Annotated in this window: 16 protein-coding genes; 6 read left to right on the forward strand and 10 right to left on the reverse strand. The window is 68.4% G+C overall.

The window, feature by feature from the left end; genetic code table 11:
• Positions 1–10 precede the first annotated feature (10 nt).
• Complete coding sequence (locus PHLH3_RS27010; protein ID WP_213626519.1) at positions 11–1,117, reverse strand: ferredoxin reductase; 1,107 nt, start codon at positions 1,115–1,117, stop codon at positions 11–13.
• Between the two features lie 140 nt (positions 1,118–1,257).
• Between PHLH3_RS27010 and PHLH3_RS27015 the strand changes: the two genes are divergently transcribed.
• From PHLH3_RS27015 to PHLH3_RS27040, 6 genes are all read left to right on the forward strand, one after another.
• Positions 1,258–1,893 (forward strand): TetR family transcriptional regulator, encoded by a 636-nt coding sequence (locus PHLH3_RS27015; protein ID WP_213626521.1) that lies wholly within the window; start codon positions 1,258–1,260, stop codon positions 1,891–1,893.
• 165 nt (positions 1,894–2,058) lie between these two features.
• On the forward strand, positions 2,059–2,559 hold the full coding sequence (gene ureE / locus PHLH3_RS27020; protein ID WP_173171449.1) for an urease accessory protein UreE: 501 nt from the start codon (positions 2,059–2,061) through the stop codon (positions 2,557–2,559).
• Complete coding sequence (locus PHLH3_RS27025) at positions 2,556–3,230, forward strand: urease accessory UreF family protein (protein ID WP_213626523.1); 675 nt, start codon at positions 2,556–2,558, stop codon at positions 3,228–3,230. Before ureE ends, PHLH3_RS27025 begins: the two co-directional genes overlap by 4 nt.
• Positions 3,231–3,239: 9 nt before the next feature.
• Complete coding sequence (gene ureG, locus PHLH3_RS27030) at positions 3,240–3,854, forward strand: urease accessory protein UreG (protein ID WP_021222421.1); 615 nt, start codon at positions 3,240–3,242, stop codon at positions 3,852–3,854.
• Between the two features lie 22 nt (positions 3,855–3,876).
• Complete coding sequence (locus PHLH3_RS27035; RefSeq protein WP_213626525.1) at positions 3,877–4,449, forward strand: HupE/UreJ family protein; 573 nt, start codon at positions 3,877–3,879, stop codon at positions 4,447–4,449.
• 177 nt (positions 4,450–4,626) lie between these two features.
• Positions 4,627–5,538 carry a glycerophosphodiester phosphodiesterase gene (locus PHLH3_RS27040; RefSeq protein ID WP_173171443.1) on the forward strand — a complete coding sequence of 304 codons (912 nt, stop codon included), beginning with the start codon at positions 4,627–4,629 and terminating at the stop codon, positions 5,536–5,538.
• On the opposite strand, the gene PHLH3_RS27045 is transcribed toward PHLH3_RS27040, so the two are convergent.
• The 9 genes from PHLH3_RS27045 to PHLH3_RS27085 all read right to left on the reverse strand — a co-directional run bounded on the left by PHLH3_RS27045 (position 5,516) and on the right by PHLH3_RS27085 (position 16,472).
• Positions 5,516–6,280: an SDR family oxidoreductase gene (locus PHLH3_RS27045; protein WP_213626527.1), complete on the reverse strand. Its 765-nt coding sequence runs from the start codon at positions 6,278–6,280 to the stop codon at positions 5,516–5,518. The genes PHLH3_RS27040 and PHLH3_RS27045 overlap by 23 nt on opposite strands.
• A 765-nt stretch (positions 6,281–7,045) precedes the next feature.
• Positions 7,046–7,978, reverse strand: a complete 933-nt coding sequence (locus PHLH3_RS27050; protein WP_213626529.1) for an ornithine cyclodeaminase family protein — start codon at positions 7,976–7,978, stop codon at positions 7,046–7,048.
• 92 nt (positions 7,979–8,070) lie between these two features.
• A complete protein-coding gene (locus tag PHLH3_RS27055) occupies positions 8,071–8,772 on the reverse strand; it encodes an ABC transporter ATP-binding protein (protein WP_213630700.1) in 702 nt (233 codons plus the stop codon).
• Positions 8,773–8,782: 10 nt separating this feature from the next.
• Positions 8,783–9,658, reverse strand: a complete 876-nt coding sequence (locus PHLH3_RS27060) for an ATP-binding cassette domain-containing protein (protein ID WP_213626531.1) — start codon at positions 9,656–9,658, stop codon at positions 8,783–8,785.
• On the reverse strand, positions 9,655–10,941 hold the full coding sequence (gene livM, locus PHLH3_RS27065; RefSeq protein WP_213626533.1) for a high-affinity branched-chain amino acid ABC transporter permease LivM: 1,287 nt from the start codon (positions 10,939–10,941) through the stop codon (positions 9,655–9,657). Before livM ends, PHLH3_RS27060 begins: the two co-directional genes overlap by 4 nt.
• Positions 10,942–10,943: 2 nt before the next feature.
• Positions 10,944–11,858 (reverse strand): branched-chain amino acid ABC transporter permease LivH, encoded by a 915-nt coding sequence (locus PHLH3_RS27070; RefSeq protein ID WP_111263822.1) that lies wholly within the window; start codon positions 11,856–11,858, stop codon positions 10,944–10,946.
• A gap of 310 nt (positions 11,859–12,168) precedes the next feature.
• Entirely contained in the window at positions 12,169–13,290 is a 1,122-nt protein-coding gene (locus tag PHLH3_RS27075; RefSeq protein ID WP_173171432.1) for a branched-chain amino acid ABC transporter substrate-binding protein, read from the reverse strand.
• A 378-nt stretch (positions 13,291–13,668) separates the two neighbouring features.
• On the reverse strand, positions 13,669–14,952 hold the full coding sequence (locus PHLH3_RS27080; RefSeq protein WP_213626535.1) for an FAD-binding oxidoreductase: 1,284 nt from the start codon (positions 14,950–14,952) through the stop codon (positions 13,669–13,671).
• A gap of 29 nt (positions 14,953–14,981) precedes the next feature.
• Positions 14,982–16,472: an aldehyde dehydrogenase family protein gene (locus PHLH3_RS27085; protein ID WP_213626537.1), complete on the reverse strand. Its 1,491-nt coding sequence runs from the start codon at positions 16,470–16,472 to the stop codon at positions 14,982–14,984.
• Positions 16,473–16,553 lie beyond the last annotated feature (81 nt).

Here is a 16,553-nt window from a genome sequence, read left to right on the forward strand (position 1 = left end):
TGACGCCGGTTCAGAGGTCGAGCACCAGGTCGCCCATGGGCGCACTGACGCACAGGCGGATGGGCTGGCCCGGTTCGGCGGACAGCGCGCCGGTTCGCACGTCGCGCACCGTGCCGCTGACCAGCTTGCAGGTGCAGCTGGTGCAGACGCCCTGGCGACAACCGTGGGCAGGGCGCAAGCCATGGGCTTCGGCCTGTTCCAGCAGGTTGTAGCGGCTGTCGCCCTGCATCTCGCTGCGCGAGCGGGCGAAGCCCAGGCGCACCTGGCGCGCGGGTTCATCCGGGTTCACCGCGGGCGCGCTGAAGGCTTCCAGTTGCAGAGCGCCCCGCCGGGGCTCGGCCTGCCACCACTGGCGCACCCGGGAGATGAAGCCATGGGGCCCGCAGGCCAGCAGGTCGCTGGCGTCGATGTGCTGCACGTGGTCCGGCAGGAATCGCCCGGCCAACTCGTCGGCCGCCGGCGGCTCGCCGCTGATCGCCCAGCGCACGCTGAAATTCGGATGACGACGCGCCAGGGCCTGGAGCTCCTCGGCGAACGCCCGCTGGCCGCGTCGGCGCACGTAGTGCAGCAGCGTCACCGGCGCCGCGAAGCCTTGCGCCAGGGCCTCGCGCAGCAAGCCCAGCAGCGGTGTGAGCCCGCTGCCGGCCGCCAGCAACAGCACGCCATCGGCCCCCTGCGGCCAGCGCAGCTCGCCCTCCGCCTGGCCCATCTCGACCCGCGTGCCGACCTCGAGGAAGTCCAGCAGGCGGTTGGACAGGCGCCCGCCCGGCTGGCGCTTGATCGCCAGCTCCACGCGGCCGTCGGCATGCACCGCGGTCAGGCTGTAGCTGCGTCCCAGCCGTACGCCATTGACCGTCTGGTGCAGTTGCACATGCTGACCCGGGCGCCAGAGCCGGGCGTTGCCGTTGACGCGAAAAGTCAGCGCGAGCATGTCGTCCGCGACCCAATGGCGCGCCTCCAGGCGGGCGAAGACCCGGTTGAGACGCAGCAGCGGGTGCACGCGGGAAAGGAAGAAATCGACTTCGGCTTCACGCAGCCAGGCGCGCTCGGCGAGCGCCCGCAGGGGCTTGAGGCCGGGCGCCAGGTGGCGGGCGAGGGACAGGGGAATGAGGGGCATCGGCAACACCAGTGAACACTTGTTCACTAGCCTGCACGAGCACCCCACTTTCAGTCAACAACCGTTCACTGAATGCGGTTCGCACCGGCAGGGGGCATTTGCTAGAGTGCGGCGAATCCACACCCCCGCGAACCGGCTCCATGACCCCACGCTCGGAACAGAAACAGCAGACCCGTCAGGCCCTGATGGATGCAGCGCGCCTGCTTATGGACAGCGGCCGCGGGTTCGGCAGCCTGAGCCTGCGCGAAGTCGCCCGCACCGCCGGCATCGTGCCCACCGGCTTCTACCGCCACTTCGCCGACATGGACCAGCTCGGCCTGGCCCTGGTCAGCGAGGTGGGCGAGACCTTCCGCGACACCATCCGCATGGTTCGCCACAACGAGTTCGAGATGGGCGGGATCATCGACGCCTCGGTGCGTATCTTCCTCGACGCGGTGAAGGCCAATCGCGGCCAGTTCCTCTTCCTCGCCCGCGAGCAGTACGGCGGCTCGCAACCGGTACGGCAGGCCATCGCCGCACTGCGCGAGCGCATCACCGACGACCTCGCCGCCGACCTCAAGCTGATCAACCGCATGCCGCACCTGGACGACCCGGCGCTGGACGTGGTCTCCGACCTGGTGGTCAAGACGGTGTTCGCCACCCTGCCCGAGCTCATCGATCCTCCCGCCAAGGGCCTGGCCCCGCACCTCACGCCGGCGGCCAAGATGATCCAGCAACTGCGCTTCATCATGATCGGCGGCAAGCACTGGCAGGGCCTCGGCAGCGCCAGAAGCTGACCGACCCGACAGTGCGCACCAAAACGGCCCGCCACGCACCACGACGAAGCACCCTGGCGCCCCGGGAACTGGCAGACCGCTCCCTGCGCCCCGCAACACAAGGGTTCAGCCCTCTTGGCAAGCACCTTGCTCTAGCACCGGCATTGCACACTGCCGGGACCTCCCATGCTGGTCATCCAGGAAAGAACCGAACCCCGCGCGAGCTGGGACGCCGAACTGCTGCTCACCTATGAAGCGCGCAGCAAGAGCCGCCTGCGCTGCTTCAGCGTGGCCGGCGAAGACGTCGGCCTGTTCCTCGAACGCGGCCAGCCGCCGTTGCGCGACGGCGATTGCCTGCTGGCCCAGGACGGCCGCGTGGTCCGCGTCAGCGCCCGCCCCGAGGCGCTGCTCCACGTCACCTGCGCCAACGCCTTCGAACTGACCCGCGCCGCCTACCACCTGGGCAACCGCCACGTCGCCCTGCAGATCGGCGACGGCTGGCTGCGCCTCCTGGACGACTACGTGCTGCTGGCGATGCTCGAACAGCTCGGCGCGCGGGTCGAGCGCATCGAGGCCGGCTTCCAGCCCGAGCACGGCGCCTACGGCGGCGGCCACCACCACTCCCACCACGGCGACGCCGACTTCAACTACGCGCCGCGCCTGCACCAGTTCGGAGTGCGCACGTGAACCCGGCCTGGCAGCTGCTGCGCCTCGCCAGCCCCCAGCTGCCCATCGGCGGCTACAGCTACTCGCAAGCCCTGGAGCTGGCGGTGGACCAGGGCCTGGTGGACGACCCGCAGAGCGCCGAACGCTGGATCACCGACCAGTTGCTGCTCAACCTCGCGCGCTTCGAGGCGCCCCTGCTGCTGGCCCTGTGCGAGGCCGCCGCCGACGCGGACTGGGCCCGCTTCAGCCACCTCGGCGAGTGCCAGCGCGCCAGCCGTGAAACCCGCGAACTGCAGCTGGAGAACCGGCAGATGGGCTACTCCCTGCAGCAATTGCTCGAAGGCCTGCCGGAGCTGGATGCCCCGGCCCGCAGCGCCCTCGACGCCCTGCACGAGCCCGTGCTCGGCTGCGCCTGGGCCCTGGCCGCGCGCACCTGGCGCATCACCCCGCAGGACGCCCTCGCCGCCTGGCTCTGGGGCTGGCTGGAGAATCAGCTGGCGGTACTGATGAAGACCCTGCCGCTGGGCCAGCAAGCCGCCCAGCGCCTGACCTCCGCGTTGTTGCCGGCCCTGCAGAAAGCGCAGGACACGGCCAGCGCGCTTCCCGAAAACCAGTGGGGCAGCGCCGCCTTCGGCCTGGCCCTGGCGAGCATGGCGCACGAGCGCCAGTACAGCCGTCTGTTCCGTTCCTAGGAGAGCAACATGCACAGCCAACCCCTGCGCGTCGGTATCGGCGGCCCCGTCGGTTCCGGCAAGACCGCCCTCACCCTGGCCCTCTGCCGCGCCCTGCGCGACCGCTACAACCTCGCCGTGGTGACCAACGACATCTACACCCAGGAGGACGCCCAGTTCCTGGTGCGCAACGAGGCCCTCGACCCCGAGCGCATCATCGGCGTGGAGACCGGTGGCTGCCCGCACACGGCGATCCGCGAGGACGCCTCGATCAACCTCGAGGCCGTCGACCAGCTCAACCGCCGCTTCCCCGGGCTTGAGCTGATCATCGTCGAGTCCGGTGGCGACAACCTCTCCGCCACCTTCAGCCCCGAGCTCTCGGACCTGACCCTCTACGTGATCGACGTCTCCGCCGGCGACAAGCTGCCGCGCAAGGGCGGCCCGGGCATCTGCAAGTCCGACCTGCTGGTGATCAACAAGGTCGACCTGGCGCCCATGGTCGGCGCCTCCCTCGAGGTGATGGACCGCGACGCCCGCAAGATGCGCGGCGACAAGCCCTTCGTCTTCAGCAATCAGAAGGTCGGCCAGGGTCTCGACGAGATCATCGCCTTCATCGAGAAGCAGGGCCTGCTCGGCGCTGCCTGAACCGACTCACAAGGAGCTTCACATGACCCTTCGCAAAGCCCTCTACGCCCTCGCCCTGTTCCTCACCCCGGCACTGGCCTTCGCCCACCCCGGGCATGACGCCTCGGGCCTCGCGGCCGGCATCGCCCACCCCATCACCGGCCTCGACCACCTGCTGGCGATGCTCGCCGTCGGCCTCTGGGCCGCGCAGCAGCAGGGCGCCGCGCGCTGGGCACTGCCGCTGACCTTCGTCGGCACCATGCTGCTCGGCGGCCTGCTGGGCTTCGAGGGCCTGGAACTGCCCTTCATGGAAACCGGCATCGCCGCCTCGGTGCTCGCCCTCGGCCTGCTGGTGGCCGTGGCCGTGCGCCCGCCGGTGTCCGTCGCCGTCGGCCTGACCGCCCTGTTCGCCCTGGCCCACGGTGTCGCCCACGGCCTGGAGCTGCCCCAGCTCTCCAGCCCCTGGGGCTACGCCGCCGGCTTCGTCGCCGCTACCGCCGCCCTGCACGCCGCCGGCTACGGCCTGGTGCGCGCGCTGCCGCAAGCCGCCGCCCCGCTGGTACGCATCGCCGGCGGCGCCTCCGCCGTGGCCGGCGCCTGGCTGCTGGCGGGCTGAATCCCTGCGTTGCACCGGCCGGCCAGGGGCTCCCCCATCCTCCCCTGGCCGGTCGCCCCCCCTCGAAGACTCCACCCGCACGAAAGCGCAGCGGCGGGCATCGCCTTGGCGTCACGCTTTTGTCATAGTCCTCGCGTCTGATTCGGCACGCCCGTCCCTCTTCCTCGGAATATCGCCATGCGCTTCGCCCGTTTCCTGCTCGTTCCCCTGCTGCTGGTCGCCATCGCCCTGGTGGTCCTCGTCCTCACCAGCAAACCGGCGTCGCCACCGGCGGTGATCCAGGCGCTGGGCGACAAGCCGCTGGTGATCGCCCACCGGGGCGGGCGCGGGCTGTGGCCAGAAAACACGCTGTTCGCCTTCGAGCGCGCCAGTGCCCTGGGCGTGGACATGCTGGAGATGGACATTCGCCTGACCGCCGACGGCAAGGTGGTCGTCCTGCATGACGCCGACGTGGACCGCACCACCGACGGCAGCGGCCCCATCGCCGGGCTGACCCTGGAACGCGCCCAGGCGCTGGATGCCGGCTACCACTGGACCGCCGACGGCGACGAGAACCACCCGTATCGCGGCCAGGGCATCCGCATCCCGACCCTGGACGCGGTGCTGCAGGCCTTCCCGGAGCAGGCCAAGGTCATCGAGATCAAGGTGCCCGACGTGGGCCTGGAGGATCGCCTCTGCGAGGCGCTGACGGAGGCGAAGCAGCGCGACAAGGTCATAGTCGGCAGCTTCTACGAGCGCAGCCTGAAACGCTTCCGCGACCAGTGCCCGGACGTGGCCACATCGGCCAGCCCGGGCTCGGTGAAACTGCTGGTGGCGCTGAACTGGCTGGGCCTCGGCCGCCTGCTGTCACCCTCCTACCAGGCGCTGCAGATCCCCGAGCGCAGCAGCGGCCTGGAGGTGGCCACGCCGAGCCTGCTGGCCACCGCCATCGACCGCGGCCTCAACGTGCAGATGTGGACCATCAACGAGCAACCGGCCATGCGCCACCTGCTGGACATGGGCGCGCACGGCCTGATCACCGACTACCCGGATCGCGCCCTGCAACTGCTGGGGCGATCCACCCGCATCACTTCGCTGAACGATCAATAGCGAAGCCGGCCCAGGTCTGGCTCACGGGCATCAGCTCCAGGGTGTTGATGTTGATGTGCGCCGGCTGGTTCAGCACCCAGAAGATGGTCTCGGCGATGTCCTGCGGCTGGATCGGCTCGGCGCCGGCGTAGGTCGCGTCGTACTTGGCCTGGTCGCCACCGAAGCGCACCAGGGAGAACTCGCTCTCGCACAGCCCCGGCTCGATGTCGGTGACGCGCACGCCGGTGCCGACCAGGTCGTTGCGCAGGTTCAGCGAGAACTGCCGGACGAAGGCCTTGGTGCCGCCATACACGTGGCTGCCGGGATAGGGGTAGCTGCCGGCGATCGAGCCCAGGTTGACGATGCCGGCGCCGCGCCCGTGGGCGATCAGCTTCGGCAGCAGCAGGCGCGTGGTGTAGAGCAGGCCCTTGATGTTGGTGTCGACCATGGTGTCCCAGTCATCCAGGCTGCACTTGGGCGCCGGGTCGGTGCCCAGGGCCAGGCCGGCGTTGTTGATCAGGCCACGCAAGGTGCCGAAGCGCTCCGGCAGGCCACCGATGGCCGCCTCCATCGCCGCGCGGTCACGCACGTCGACCACCAGCGGCAGCACCTCGACCTTCTCGCCAAGCTCCTCGGCCAGCGCCTTCAGGCGCTCCTCGCGGCGGCCGGTGATCACCAGCGACCAGCCCGCCTCGGCGAAACGCCGGGCGCAGGCCTCGCCGAAGCCGGAAGTGGCACCGGTGATGAACAGGGTGGACGTCATGGGAATCTCCTCGAATCGATGGCGGCGGCACGCCCTTCAGGCGTCGCCCGGCCGGTTGGGCAGGAAGGCGTCCACAGTGCCAGAAACCTGCCTCTCTCTCCTAGCCCGGGCGCCGGTTGCCGGACGCGTGCCGCACCGTTCGGCAGAGCCCTTGCCAGGCCTGCATCCGGGCCATCCATACCCAGCTTATCCACAGCTCGATAACAGCTTGATCCACAGTTATCGGGGGCAAGCCCGGGCATGGCATGGACGCCTGCGCGGACTTTTCCTGTTTTTCTCAAACCCAGCAGCTGCGCCGCTTGCAGGCCAGCGCGCCGGATGGGAATGGCTGATTTTCGACCAGCCCGTGCCAGCCCCTGGCGATACTGGCGCCTGGCCAGGGCTCCAGAGCTTGCCCACAGAGTTATCCACAGCTTGCGGGGATAACTGCGAGGGCACTTCAAGGGGCATTGGCAAGTAACTGTTCCGCTTGAAAAAAGCATGACTGTACGAATCTCGACCAGACCACCCGGACGACCGCCGGTCCGGCCCGACAGCCACCTGCCCACACCTTTTCCACAGTTCGCTCCACAGATTTTGTGGGCGGCCCGATGGAGGGCGCTAACGCACCTGTAGGGGCGAATTCATTCGCCCAAGCAGCGCTGCCGAGTAGCTTCGCGAGCAGAGCTCGCTCCTACGCGGCGTGCACAGGTGTGAGGTCGGTGGTGGAATCGAACTCCGTTCGGTGGATGAAAAGAGCGTCCTCCACCCTGCATCCAGTCCCGCTCAGGTGGCGCGAGCCAGCAACAGGCGCGCTGCCACCAGGTCTTCCAGGGCGTAGCCGACCGACTTGAACAGGGTGATCTCCTCGGCGTTCCGTCGATGGCCACGGCCTTGCAGGAGGTCGCGCAATTCGGTGCGGACCGCGGCCTCGTCGAGCAGGCCATCGGCGATGGCGAACAGCAGGTCGCCGGCCTCCTCCAGGGCACCCTCGCGGGTGTCGACGACGATGCGGGCTCGGGCCACGGCGGCGGAGTCGGTCTCGCGCATGCTCGGCAGGAAGGCGCCCACCAGGTCCAGGTGGCTGCCGGGGCGCAGCCAGTCGCCCAGCACCAGCGGCGAACGCGAGGTGGTGACGCAACTGATGCAATCGGCCTGCTGCACCAGGCCCTGCAAGTCGATGCCGGCCTGTGCCGGATAGCCCTCCCCGGCCAGCGCAGCGGCCAGCCGGGCGGACTTCTCTGCGTCACGCCCCCAGATATCCACACGCCCGTAGCGGCGTACCTGGCAATGGGCACGGACCATGTGCGCGGCGAGGGTGCCGTTGCCCACCACCAGCAGGCGCTCGGCGTCTTCACGCACCAGGTGGTCGGCTGCCAGGGCGGAGGTGCAGGCGGTGCGCCGTGCGGTGAGCTCCGAAGCCTCGAGCATGGCCAGCGGACGGCCGGTGTCGTCGTCGAACAGGGTGAACAGCGCCGCCACCGACGGCAGCCCGCGCGCACCGTTGCCGGGGAATACGGTCACCAGCTTGACGCCGATGCCCTGCCCCGCCTGCCACACCGGCATGGTCAGCAGGGACGCGCCACCGGGCAGCTCATGACAGCCCCGCACAGGCGCCGCACAGGGCTCGGCGAGCCCGACCCGCAGCGCTTCGATCAGGGCGGGGTAGCCGAGCGCAGCAGCGACATCGGGGTTGGTGAAGAAACGCAGGTGGGACATAGCACTCTCCGAATGGGCTGGAAGCCAGAAGCTCGAAGCTGGAAGCGAACCGCCCCTGCTTCCAGCTTCCGGCTTCAAACTTCCAGCTGCTTTTAATGCCCCCCCAGATACGCGTTGCGCACGTCCTGGTTGCCGAGCAGCTCCTCGCCCGTGCCGCTCATGCGGATTTCCCCGGTGACCATCACGTAGGCGCGGTCGGAGAGGCGCAGGGCGTGGTTGGCGTTCTGCTCCACCAGGAAGATGGTCATGCCGCTCTTCGCCAGTTCGCGCAGGGTCTGGAAGATCTGCTTGACCACGATGGGCGCGAGCCCGAGCGAGGGTTCGTCGAGCAGCAGCAGGCGGGGACGGCTCATCAGCGCGCGGGCGATGGCGAGCATCTGCTGCTCGCCGCCGGACATGGTCATGGCGCGCTGGTTGCGCCGCTCCTTGAGCCGCGGGAAGAGGTCGAACATGCGCTGCATGTCCTCGTCCGCATGCTGGGCGCCGATGGGGATGGTGCCCATCAGCAGGTTCTCCTCCACGCTCATGTCGGGGAACACCCGGCGCCCTTCCGGCGACTGCGCGATGCCGTTGGACGCCACGTAGTGCGGGGACTTGCGCGAGATATCCACACCGCCGTAGAGGATCTCCCCGGCGCTGGCGCGGGGCTGGCCGAAGATCGACATCAGCAGCGTGGACTTGCCCGCGCCGTTGGAGCCGATGAGGCTCACCGTCTCGCCCTCGTTGATGTGCAGGCTGACCTTCTTCAGCGCCTGGATGGGGCCATAGAAGACGTCGACGTCCTTGAATGCCAGGAGGGGGCCGTCATGCCACTTCCTCCTCGTCGGCGCCCAGGTAGGCGGCGATCACCTTCGGGTCGTTGCGGATTGCCTCGGGGCCGCCCTGGGCGATCACCACGCCGTGGTCCAGCACCACGATGTGGTCGGAAATGCTCATCACCATGCCCATGTCGTGCTCGATCAGCAGTACGGTCAGTTCGTGTTCGTCGCGCAGCTTGCGGATGATCCGGCTGAGCGCCTCGGTTTCCGCCGGGTTGAGGCCGGCGGCGGGTTCGTCCAGGCAGATCAGTTGCGGCCGCGTGCACATGGCGCGGGCGATCTCCAGGCGGCGCTGCTGGCCGTAGGAGAGTTCACCGGCCAGGCGGTTGGCGCAGTCCACCAGGTCCACCACCTCCAGCCAGTAGAAGGCGTGGTTCAGCGCGTCCTCCTCGGCGCGGCGGAAGCCGGGGGTGTTGAGGATGCCGGCCAGCAGGCTGCGGTTGACCCACATGTGCTGGGCCACCAGCAGGTTCTCCACCACCGACATCTCCCGGAACAGGCGGATGTTCTGGAAGGTGCGCGCCAGCCCGGCGCGGTTCACCAGGTGGGTGCCGCCGAACATCTTGAACCAGAGGCGGCTGCCGAACTGCGCCGGGTTTACGAAGTCGGTGGCCTGGAAGGGCTCGCCCAGCACCTTGATCACGTCGGTGCAGGTGCCCCGGGCGTTGAGGCGGATGCTGCCGCCGGTGGCCTTGTAGAAGCCGGTGAGGCAGTTGAACACGGTGGTCTTGCCGGCGCCGTTGGGGCCGATCAGCGCGGAGATCGAGTGGCGCTTGATCTCCAGGCTGACGTCGTTGAGCGCCTTGATGCCGCCGAAGTGCATCATCAGGCGTTCGACGCTGAGGATGTTGTCGTCGCTCATGGCGCTACTCCTTTACGCGGGGTGAAGCCGCTGCGGCTGATACGGATCAGCCCGCGCGGCCGCCAGATCATCATCAGCACCATGAGGATGCCGAACAGCAGCACGCGGTAGTCGGCGAAGCTGCGCAGCAGTTCCGGGGCGACGGTGAGGACGAAGGCGGCGATGACCACGCCCACCGTCGACCCCATGCCGCCCAGCACCACGATGGCGAGGATCAGCGCCGACTCGAAGAAGGTGAAGGAGGACGGGTTGACGAAGCCCTGGTAGCTGGCGAAGAACACCCCGGCGAGGCCGGCGGTTGAGGCGCCCAGGGTGAAGGCGGAGAGTTTCACCAGCACGTGGTTGAGGCCCAGGGAACGGCAGGCGATCTCGTCCTCGCGCAGCGCTTCCCAGGCGCGGCCGACGGGCATGCGGGTCAGGCGGTGCTTGATGTAGAGCACCAGCATCACCACCAGGAACAGCACCACGTAGATGAACAGGAACTTCAGGTTGGGGTTGTAGGCGATGCCGAAGAACTCGTGGAACGGCACGCCCCCGTCCTTGGCGCGACGGCCGAACTCCAGGCCGAAGAAGGTCGGCGACGGCACCGGCATGCCGTTGGGGCCGCCGGTGAAGCTCAGCCAGTTGTTGAGCACCAGGCGGATGATCTCGCCGAAGCCCAGGGTGACGATGGCCAGGTAGTCGCCATGCATGCGCAGCACCGGGAAGCCCAGCAACCCGCCCGCCAGCGCCGCGGCCAGGGCCGACAGCGGCAGCACCGACCAGAAGCCCAGCCCCAGGTGCTGGTAGCCGAGCGCGAGGCCGTAGGCGCCGATGGCGTAGAAGGCCACGTAGCCGAGGTCGAGCAGGCCGGCGAGGCCGACCACGATGTTCAGGCCCAGGCCCAGCAGCACGTAGATCAGCCCGAGGATGACCACGGTGAGCAGGTACTTGCTGGCGAAGAAGGGGAAGATCACCGCCGCCACCAGGATCAGCGGCAGCACCCAGCGCAGGCTGCTCTTGAAGTCCGGCGCACGCACGTGCACGCCCGAGCCGCTGCTTTCGAAGCGCTCCAGCAGCACGGAGCCACGGGCGCTCTGCAGGTACAGGCTGAGCAGGAAGCGCCCGAGCATGACGATGCCGATCATCCAGCCGACGCGGCCGAACTCCAGGTTGAAGCTGTAGCCGTCGAGCACCACGCCGACGATGGGGCCGAAGACGATGAGCGCCAGCAGCCCGGCGAGCACCGTGTCGACGAGGCTCTTCTTGATATCGATGGGTTTTCCAGAAATGGCAGAGGACATGCTTACACCTTGGCGACATGCGGGCGGCCAAGCAGGCCTTGGGGACGGAAGATCAGGATCAGCACCAGCAGGGAGAAGCTGAAGACGTCCTTGTAGTCGGTGTTGACCATGCCCGAGAACTGCGCCTCGGCGACGCCGAGGATGATCCCGCCGAGCATCGCGCCGGGCAGCGAGCCGATGCCGCCGAGTACCGCCGCGGTGAAGGCCTTGATGCCGATGATGAAGCCGGCATAGAAGTCGAAGGTGCCGTAGTTCATGGTGATCAGCACGCCGGCCAGCGCGGCCATGGCGGCGCCGATGACGAACACGTAGGAGATCACCCGGTCGGTGTTGATGCCGAGGATCGAGGCCATCTTGCGATCCTGCTGGGTGGCGCGGCACATGCGCCCGAGCTTGGTGCACTGGATCACGTAGGTCAGCACGCCCATGCCGATGAAGGCGGCCACCAGGATGAACACCTTGGTGTAGGTGAGCTGGACGAAGCCCTCGCCGACGTGGAACTTCAGCGCGCCGTCGAGCAGCGTGGGCACGCCCTGCTGGCGGGCGCCCTGGGACAGCTGCACGTAGTTCTGCAGGATCAGCGACATGCCGATGGCGGAGATCAGGGGCGCCAGGCGCGTGGAGTTGCGCAGCGGCCGGTAGGCGATGCGCTCGATCACGAAGCCGTACACGCCCGTCACCGCGATGGTGAACAGCAGGGTGCCGAGGATCAGCAGCGGGAAGGACTCGAGGCCGAAGAACGCCAGCAGCGCGAGGGTGATGGCAGAGAGGTAGGCGGAGATCATGTACACCTCGCCGTGAGCGAAGTTGATCATGCCGATGATGCCGTAAACCATGGTGTAGCCGATGGCGATGAGCCCGTAGACGGACCCGAGGGTCAGCCCGTTGATCAGCTGTTGCAGGAAAATACCGTCCATCACTCAGTCTCGTCTTCTGGGGGACCGGCCTGGGGTTCGGCCGGCCTCCGCGAGTGGAATCAGACGGGCACCACTGAATCACTGGATCTCTGGTTTACGTCGGCAGTCGCCTGCGCGGCACAAGCAGGAAGAGGTTTCAGCAGCCACCCGGAATACACCGGCTGACCAGGCGCGTGTGGCACCTGGCCGGCCGGCCGAGCCAGTACAGCAAATGAAGGGCCGGGACTGCGCGAGTGACAGGCGGACGGGCCGGAAAGGGCCGAGGGGCCCTTTCCAACGCGGTCCGGCCGACGCGCAGCCGGTCCCGCGCTTACTGCTGGTGGTACTTGCCTTGGTCATCCCACTCGTAGATCACGTAGTCGGACACTTTCAGGTCGCCCTTGCCGTCCCACTCCTTCTTGCCCATCACGGTCTGCACCGGGTGCGCCTTCAGCCATTCGCTGGCCTTGGCGCCTTCGTTGGCACCGGCGCCATTGAACGCGGCGGCCAGGGCCTGCAGGGAGGCATAGGCGTAGAGGGTGTAGCCCTCCGGCTCGAAGCCGCCGGCGCGGAACTTCTCGATCACGGCCTTGCCGTCGGCGATCTTGCGCGGGTCGGCGCCGAAGGTCATGAGCACGCCCTTGGTGTATTGCGGGCCGCCGGCGGTGGTGACCAGTTCGTCGGTGACGATGCCGTCGCCGGAGAGGAACTTGGCGGTCAGGCCCTGCTCGCGCATCTGCCGGACCAGCGGGCCGGCCTCGGGGTGCAGGCCACCGAAATAGACGACCTCGGCACCGGTGGCGCGGATCTTGGTGACCAGGGCGTTGAAGTCCTTCTCGCCACGGGTCAGGCCCTCGTACAGCACTTCCTTCACACCGCGCTTGGCCAGCTGCGCCTTGGTGGCGTCGGCCAGGCCCTGCCCGTAGGTGTCCTTGTCGTGGATGATCGCGACCTTCTTGGCCTTGAGCACGTCGACGATGTAGTCGCCGGCGACGATGCCCTGCTGGTCGTCGCGGCCGCACATGCGGAACATGCCGGTCAGGCCGCGCTCGGTCACCTGCGGGTTGGTGGAGCCGGGGGTGATGGCGATGATGCCGGCCTCGTCGTAGATCTCGGACGCCGGGATGGTGGAGGACGAGCAGAAGTGGCCGACCACGCCGATGGCCTTGTCCTGGTCGACCAGGCGGTTGGCCACGGCCACGGCCTGCTTGGGCTCGCAGGCGTCGTCCGCCTTGACCAGCTTGATCTTCTCGCCGTTGACGCCACCGGCGGCGTTGATGTCCTCGGCGGCCTGGCTCGCGCCACGCCAGTACTGCTCGCCGAAGGAAGCGTTGGCGCCGGTATGAGGCCCGGCAACACCTATAACCACGTCAGCGAAAGCAAGGTTGGTCAAGCTCAGAACACTGGTAACCGCAACAGCCAAAATACCTTTCTTGAAAGTCTTGTGAGGCATGGGAGTTTTGCTCCTGAGGGGTTATGTGATGGCGCGATACTCGAACTAACGGGAAGTTCCTTGAGCAAGCGTCGTGCCACTCGTTTTTTGTTGTAGGAAAAAACCCGGGGTCACCCGCGCACCCGGCCTGGAATGCGGGACGGCGCACACGTGCAACCCTGCCGATCCAATAGGTGCAACCCTTTGCAACCAATCGCCGAATGGCCATCTCAAGGGAATAGCAACCCACGGCGCGAAAAGCGCAACCTGCCGTAACCGTCACTGTCACCGAAGTGCACACCACTGGTGCGCGGCAAGCGCGCTGACGCACCAATACAGGCTAGTGCATGGCGGCCGAGGCAGCCGCTCCGCGTCGATGCAGCTTGAACAAAACCACCCTCAGATGACCACGCGCAGGCACTGGCCCGCGTGGTACAGGGAGAAGCCCAGCTCGTAGAGCCCGCTGCGCAGCGCAGGTGCGCCCACACCGCGCATGCTCTGGAAGGGCATGGGCAGCGATTCGGCCGAACCGCTGATGAGGAAGTCGGCGAAGGCCCGGCCCACCACGGTGCCGGTGGTCACGCCCCGGCCGTTGTAACCGGTGACGGCCACCAGCCCCGGCGCCGGTTCGAACAGGCGCATCAGGTGGTCCGGGGTGAAGGCGATGCAGCCGGTCCAGCTGAATTCCCACTGCACCTTGCCCAGGTAGGGGAAGTAGTGGCCCTGGATGCGATCGGCCCAGGCCTTGAGGAACCACAGCGGCTTGCGCGCGCCGTTGCCCAGGCTGCCCAGCAGCAGCCGGCCATCGGCGTCGCGGCGGATGCTGCTGAGCACCTGGCGCGTGTCCCAGGAGCCCTGCCCGCCGGGCAGGATGCGCGCCGCCGCCTCGCCCGGCAGGGGCTGGGAGGCGACCTGGTAGTAGTAGCCGGGGAAGAAGTTGCGGCGCAGCTCGGTCCACTCGCCTTCGGTGTAGGCGTTGGAGGCGATCACCACCTGCGGGGCGATCACGCTGCCGTTTTCGGTGAGCACGCACCAGGCATCCCCCTGGCGTTCCAGGCGGGCGACGGCGCTGTGCTGGAACAGCGAGCCGCCCAGGTAGCGCACCGCCTGGGCCAGGCCCCGGGTGTAGGCCATCGGGTTGAGGGTGCCGGCGCGGCGGTCGAGCAACGCGGCGGCGATGCGGTCGGTGCCGGTGGCCTCGCGGCAGGCCTGCCCGGTGAGCAGCTCCACCGGCGCACCGCGGCGCTGCCACTGCTCGCAGCGGCTGGCCAAGTCGGCCTGGCCACGGGCGTTGTGGGCCATGTGCAGGGTGCCGTCACGGCGCAGCTGGCAGTCGATGCCGTACTTCTCGATCACCGCGAACACCTGGGCCGGCGCGCCACCCAGGGTGCGGTTGAGCTGGGCGCCGACCGGCTCGCCGAGGCCGGCCTCGATCTCGTCCGGCGGAATCCACAGCCCGGCGTTGACCAGGCCGACATTGCGCCCCGAGCCGCCGTGCCCAACCTCGTGGGCCTCCAGCACGCAGACCCGCCTGCCCTGCTCCAGCAGGCGGATGGCCGCGTTGAGCCCGGTGATGCCGCCACCGATGACGCAGACATCGGCACGGACCTCGCCGTTCAGCGTCTCGGCCTTCGGCAGCGCCGGCGTCAGATACTCCCAGAGGCATTCCTGGCGCAGGGGCATGGACGGCATTCCTTAGGGCGATGGCCCGGTCAGTCGAAGGTGATGCCCTGGGCCAGCGGCAGTTCGTGGGAATAGTTCACCGTGTTGGTCTGCCGGCGCATGTAGGCCTTCCAGGCGTCCGAGCCGGACTCGCGCCCGCCACCGGTCTCCTTCTCGCCGCCGAAGGCGCCGCCGATCTCCGCGCCGCTCGGGCCGATATTGACGTTGGCAATGCCGCAGTCGCTGCCCACCGCCGAGGTGAACAGCTCGGCCTCGCGCACATCGGTGGTGAACAGGCAGGACGACAGCCCCTGGGGCACCTCGTTGTTGAGGCGCAATGCCTCGTCGAAATCGCGATAGCCGACCACGTAGAGGATCGGCGCGAAGGTCTCGTGACGCACCACCGCGCTCTGCCCGGGCATCTGCACGATGGCCGGCGACACGTAGTAAGCGTCCGGGAATTCGCCGGCCAGCTGGCGCTCACCGCCGAACACCACGCCCCCCTCGGCGCGGGCCTGTTCGAGCGCGCGCTGCATGGCGTCGAAGCCGGCCTTGTCGATCAGCGGGCCGATCAGGTTGCCCTGCAGCGGATGGCCGATGCGCACCTTGGCGTAGGCGGCCTGCAGGCGCTGGACGATTTCCTCGCGCACCGACTCGTGGGCGATCAGCCGGCGCAGGGTGGTGCAGCGCTGGCCGGCGGTGCCGACGGCGCTGAAGAGGATGGCGCGAACCGCCAGGTCGAGGTCGGCGCTGGGGGCCAGGATCATGGCGTTGTTGCCGCCCAGCTCCAGGATGCTGCGGGCGAAGCGGGCCGCCACGCGCGGTGCCACTTCACGGCCCATGCGGGTGCTGCCGGTAGCGCTGACCAGGGCGACGCGGGGGTCGTCCACCAGCGCCTCGCCGGCCTCGCGGTCGCCGATCAGCACCTGGCTGAGGTGCGCGGGGGCGCCGTCGAAATGCTTCGCCACGCGCTCGAACAGGGCCTGGCAGGCCAGGGCGGTGAGCGGGGTCTTTTCCGAGGGCTTCCACACCACCGGGTTGCCGCAGACCAGCGCCAGGGCGGCGTTCCACGACCAGACCGCCACCGGGAAGTTGAAGGCGCTGATGATGCCGACCACGCCCAGGGGCTGCCAGGCCTCGCGCATGTGGTGCCCGGGGCGCTCGGAGGCGATGGTCAGGCCGTAGAGCTGGCGCGACAGGCCGACGGCGAAATCGCAGATGTCGATCATCTCCTGCACTTCGCCCAGGCCTTCCTGGGTGATCTTGCCGGCCTCCCAGGACACCAGCTCGCCAAGCTCGGCCTTGTGCTGGCGCAGCAGCTCGCCGAACTGGCGCACCAGCTCGCCCCGGCGCGGCGCCGGCACCTTGCGCCAGGCCTGGAAGGCCTCGGCGGCGAGGGCGATCTTGCGCTCGACCTCCGCGCGGCCTTCCAGTTGCACGCGGGCGATGCGGCTGCCGTCGATGGGGGTGTGCACGACGTGCTCGCCCTGCTGGTAGAGCTTCGGGTCGACGCCTAGGCGGTCTAGCAATGCAGCAACCATTGGAACTCCTGGAAAGCGCTTCGAAAAAGATCGGCGCCAGTATTAGCCGCACCGGGGGCTTGCCAACAAACGACCTTTGCT

Origin of the sequence: Pseudomonas sp. Pc102 (assembly GCF_018408275.1) — a bacterium.
GTDB classification, from domain to species: domain Bacteria; phylum Pseudomonadota; class Gammaproteobacteria; order Pseudomonadales; family Pseudomonadaceae; genus Metapseudomonas; species Metapseudomonas tohonis.

Excerpts from the sequence above, each read along its gene's own strand:
- PHLH3_RS27070 (WP_111263822.1), bottom strand. The coding sequence starts at position 11,858 with ATGGACGGTATTTTCCTGCAACAGCTGATCAACGGGCTGACCCTCGGG.
- PHLH3_RS27045 (WP_213626527.1), bottom strand. The coding sequence starts at position 6,280 with ATGACGTCCACCCTGTTCATCACCGGTGCCACTTCCGGCTTCGGCGAG.
- PHLH3_RS27040 (WP_173171443.1), top strand. The coding sequence starts at position 4,627 with ATGCGCTTCGCCCGTTTCCTGCTCGTTCCCCTGCTGCTGGTCGCCATC.
- PHLH3_RS27015 (WP_213626521.1), top strand. The coding sequence starts at position 1,258 with ATGACCCCACGCTCGGAACAGAAACAGCAGACCCGTCAGGCCCTGATG.
- ureE (WP_173171449.1), top strand. The coding sequence starts at position 2,059 with ATGCTGGTCATCCAGGAAAGAACCGAACCCCGCGCGAGCTGGGACGCC.
- PHLH3_RS27050 (WP_213626529.1), bottom strand. The coding sequence starts at position 7,978 with ATGTCCCACCTGCGTTTCTTCACCAACCCCGATGTCGCTGCTGCGCTC.
- PHLH3_RS27060 (WP_213626531.1), bottom strand. The coding sequence starts at position 9,658 with ATGAGCGACGACAACATCCTCAGCGTCGAACGCCTGATGATGCACTTC.
- ureG (WP_021222421.1), top strand. The coding sequence starts at position 3,240 with ATGCACAGCCAACCCCTGCGCGTCGGTATCGGCGGCCCCGTCGGTTCC.
- PHLH3_RS27010 (WP_213626519.1), bottom strand. The coding sequence starts at position 1,117 with ATGCCCCTCATTCCCCTGTCCCTCGCCCGCCACCTGGCGCCCGGCCTC.
- PHLH3_RS27085 (WP_213626537.1), bottom strand. The coding sequence starts at position 16,472 with ATGGTTGCTGCATTGCTAGACCGCCTAGGCGTCGACCCGAAGCTCTAC.
- PHLH3_RS27075 (WP_173171432.1), bottom strand. The coding sequence starts at position 13,290 with ATGCCTCACAAGACTTTCAAGAAAGGTATTTTGGCTGTTGCGGTTACC.
- PHLH3_RS27080 (WP_213626535.1), bottom strand. The coding sequence starts at position 14,952 with ATGCCCCTGCGCCAGGAATGCCTCTGGGAGTATCTGACGCCGGCGCTG.
- livM (WP_213626533.1), bottom strand. The coding sequence starts at position 10,941 with ATGTCCTCTGCCATTTCTGGAAAACCCATCGATATCAAGAAGAGCCTC.
- PHLH3_RS27035 (WP_213626525.1), top strand. The coding sequence starts at position 3,877 with ATGACCCTTCGCAAAGCCCTCTACGCCCTCGCCCTGTTCCTCACCCCG.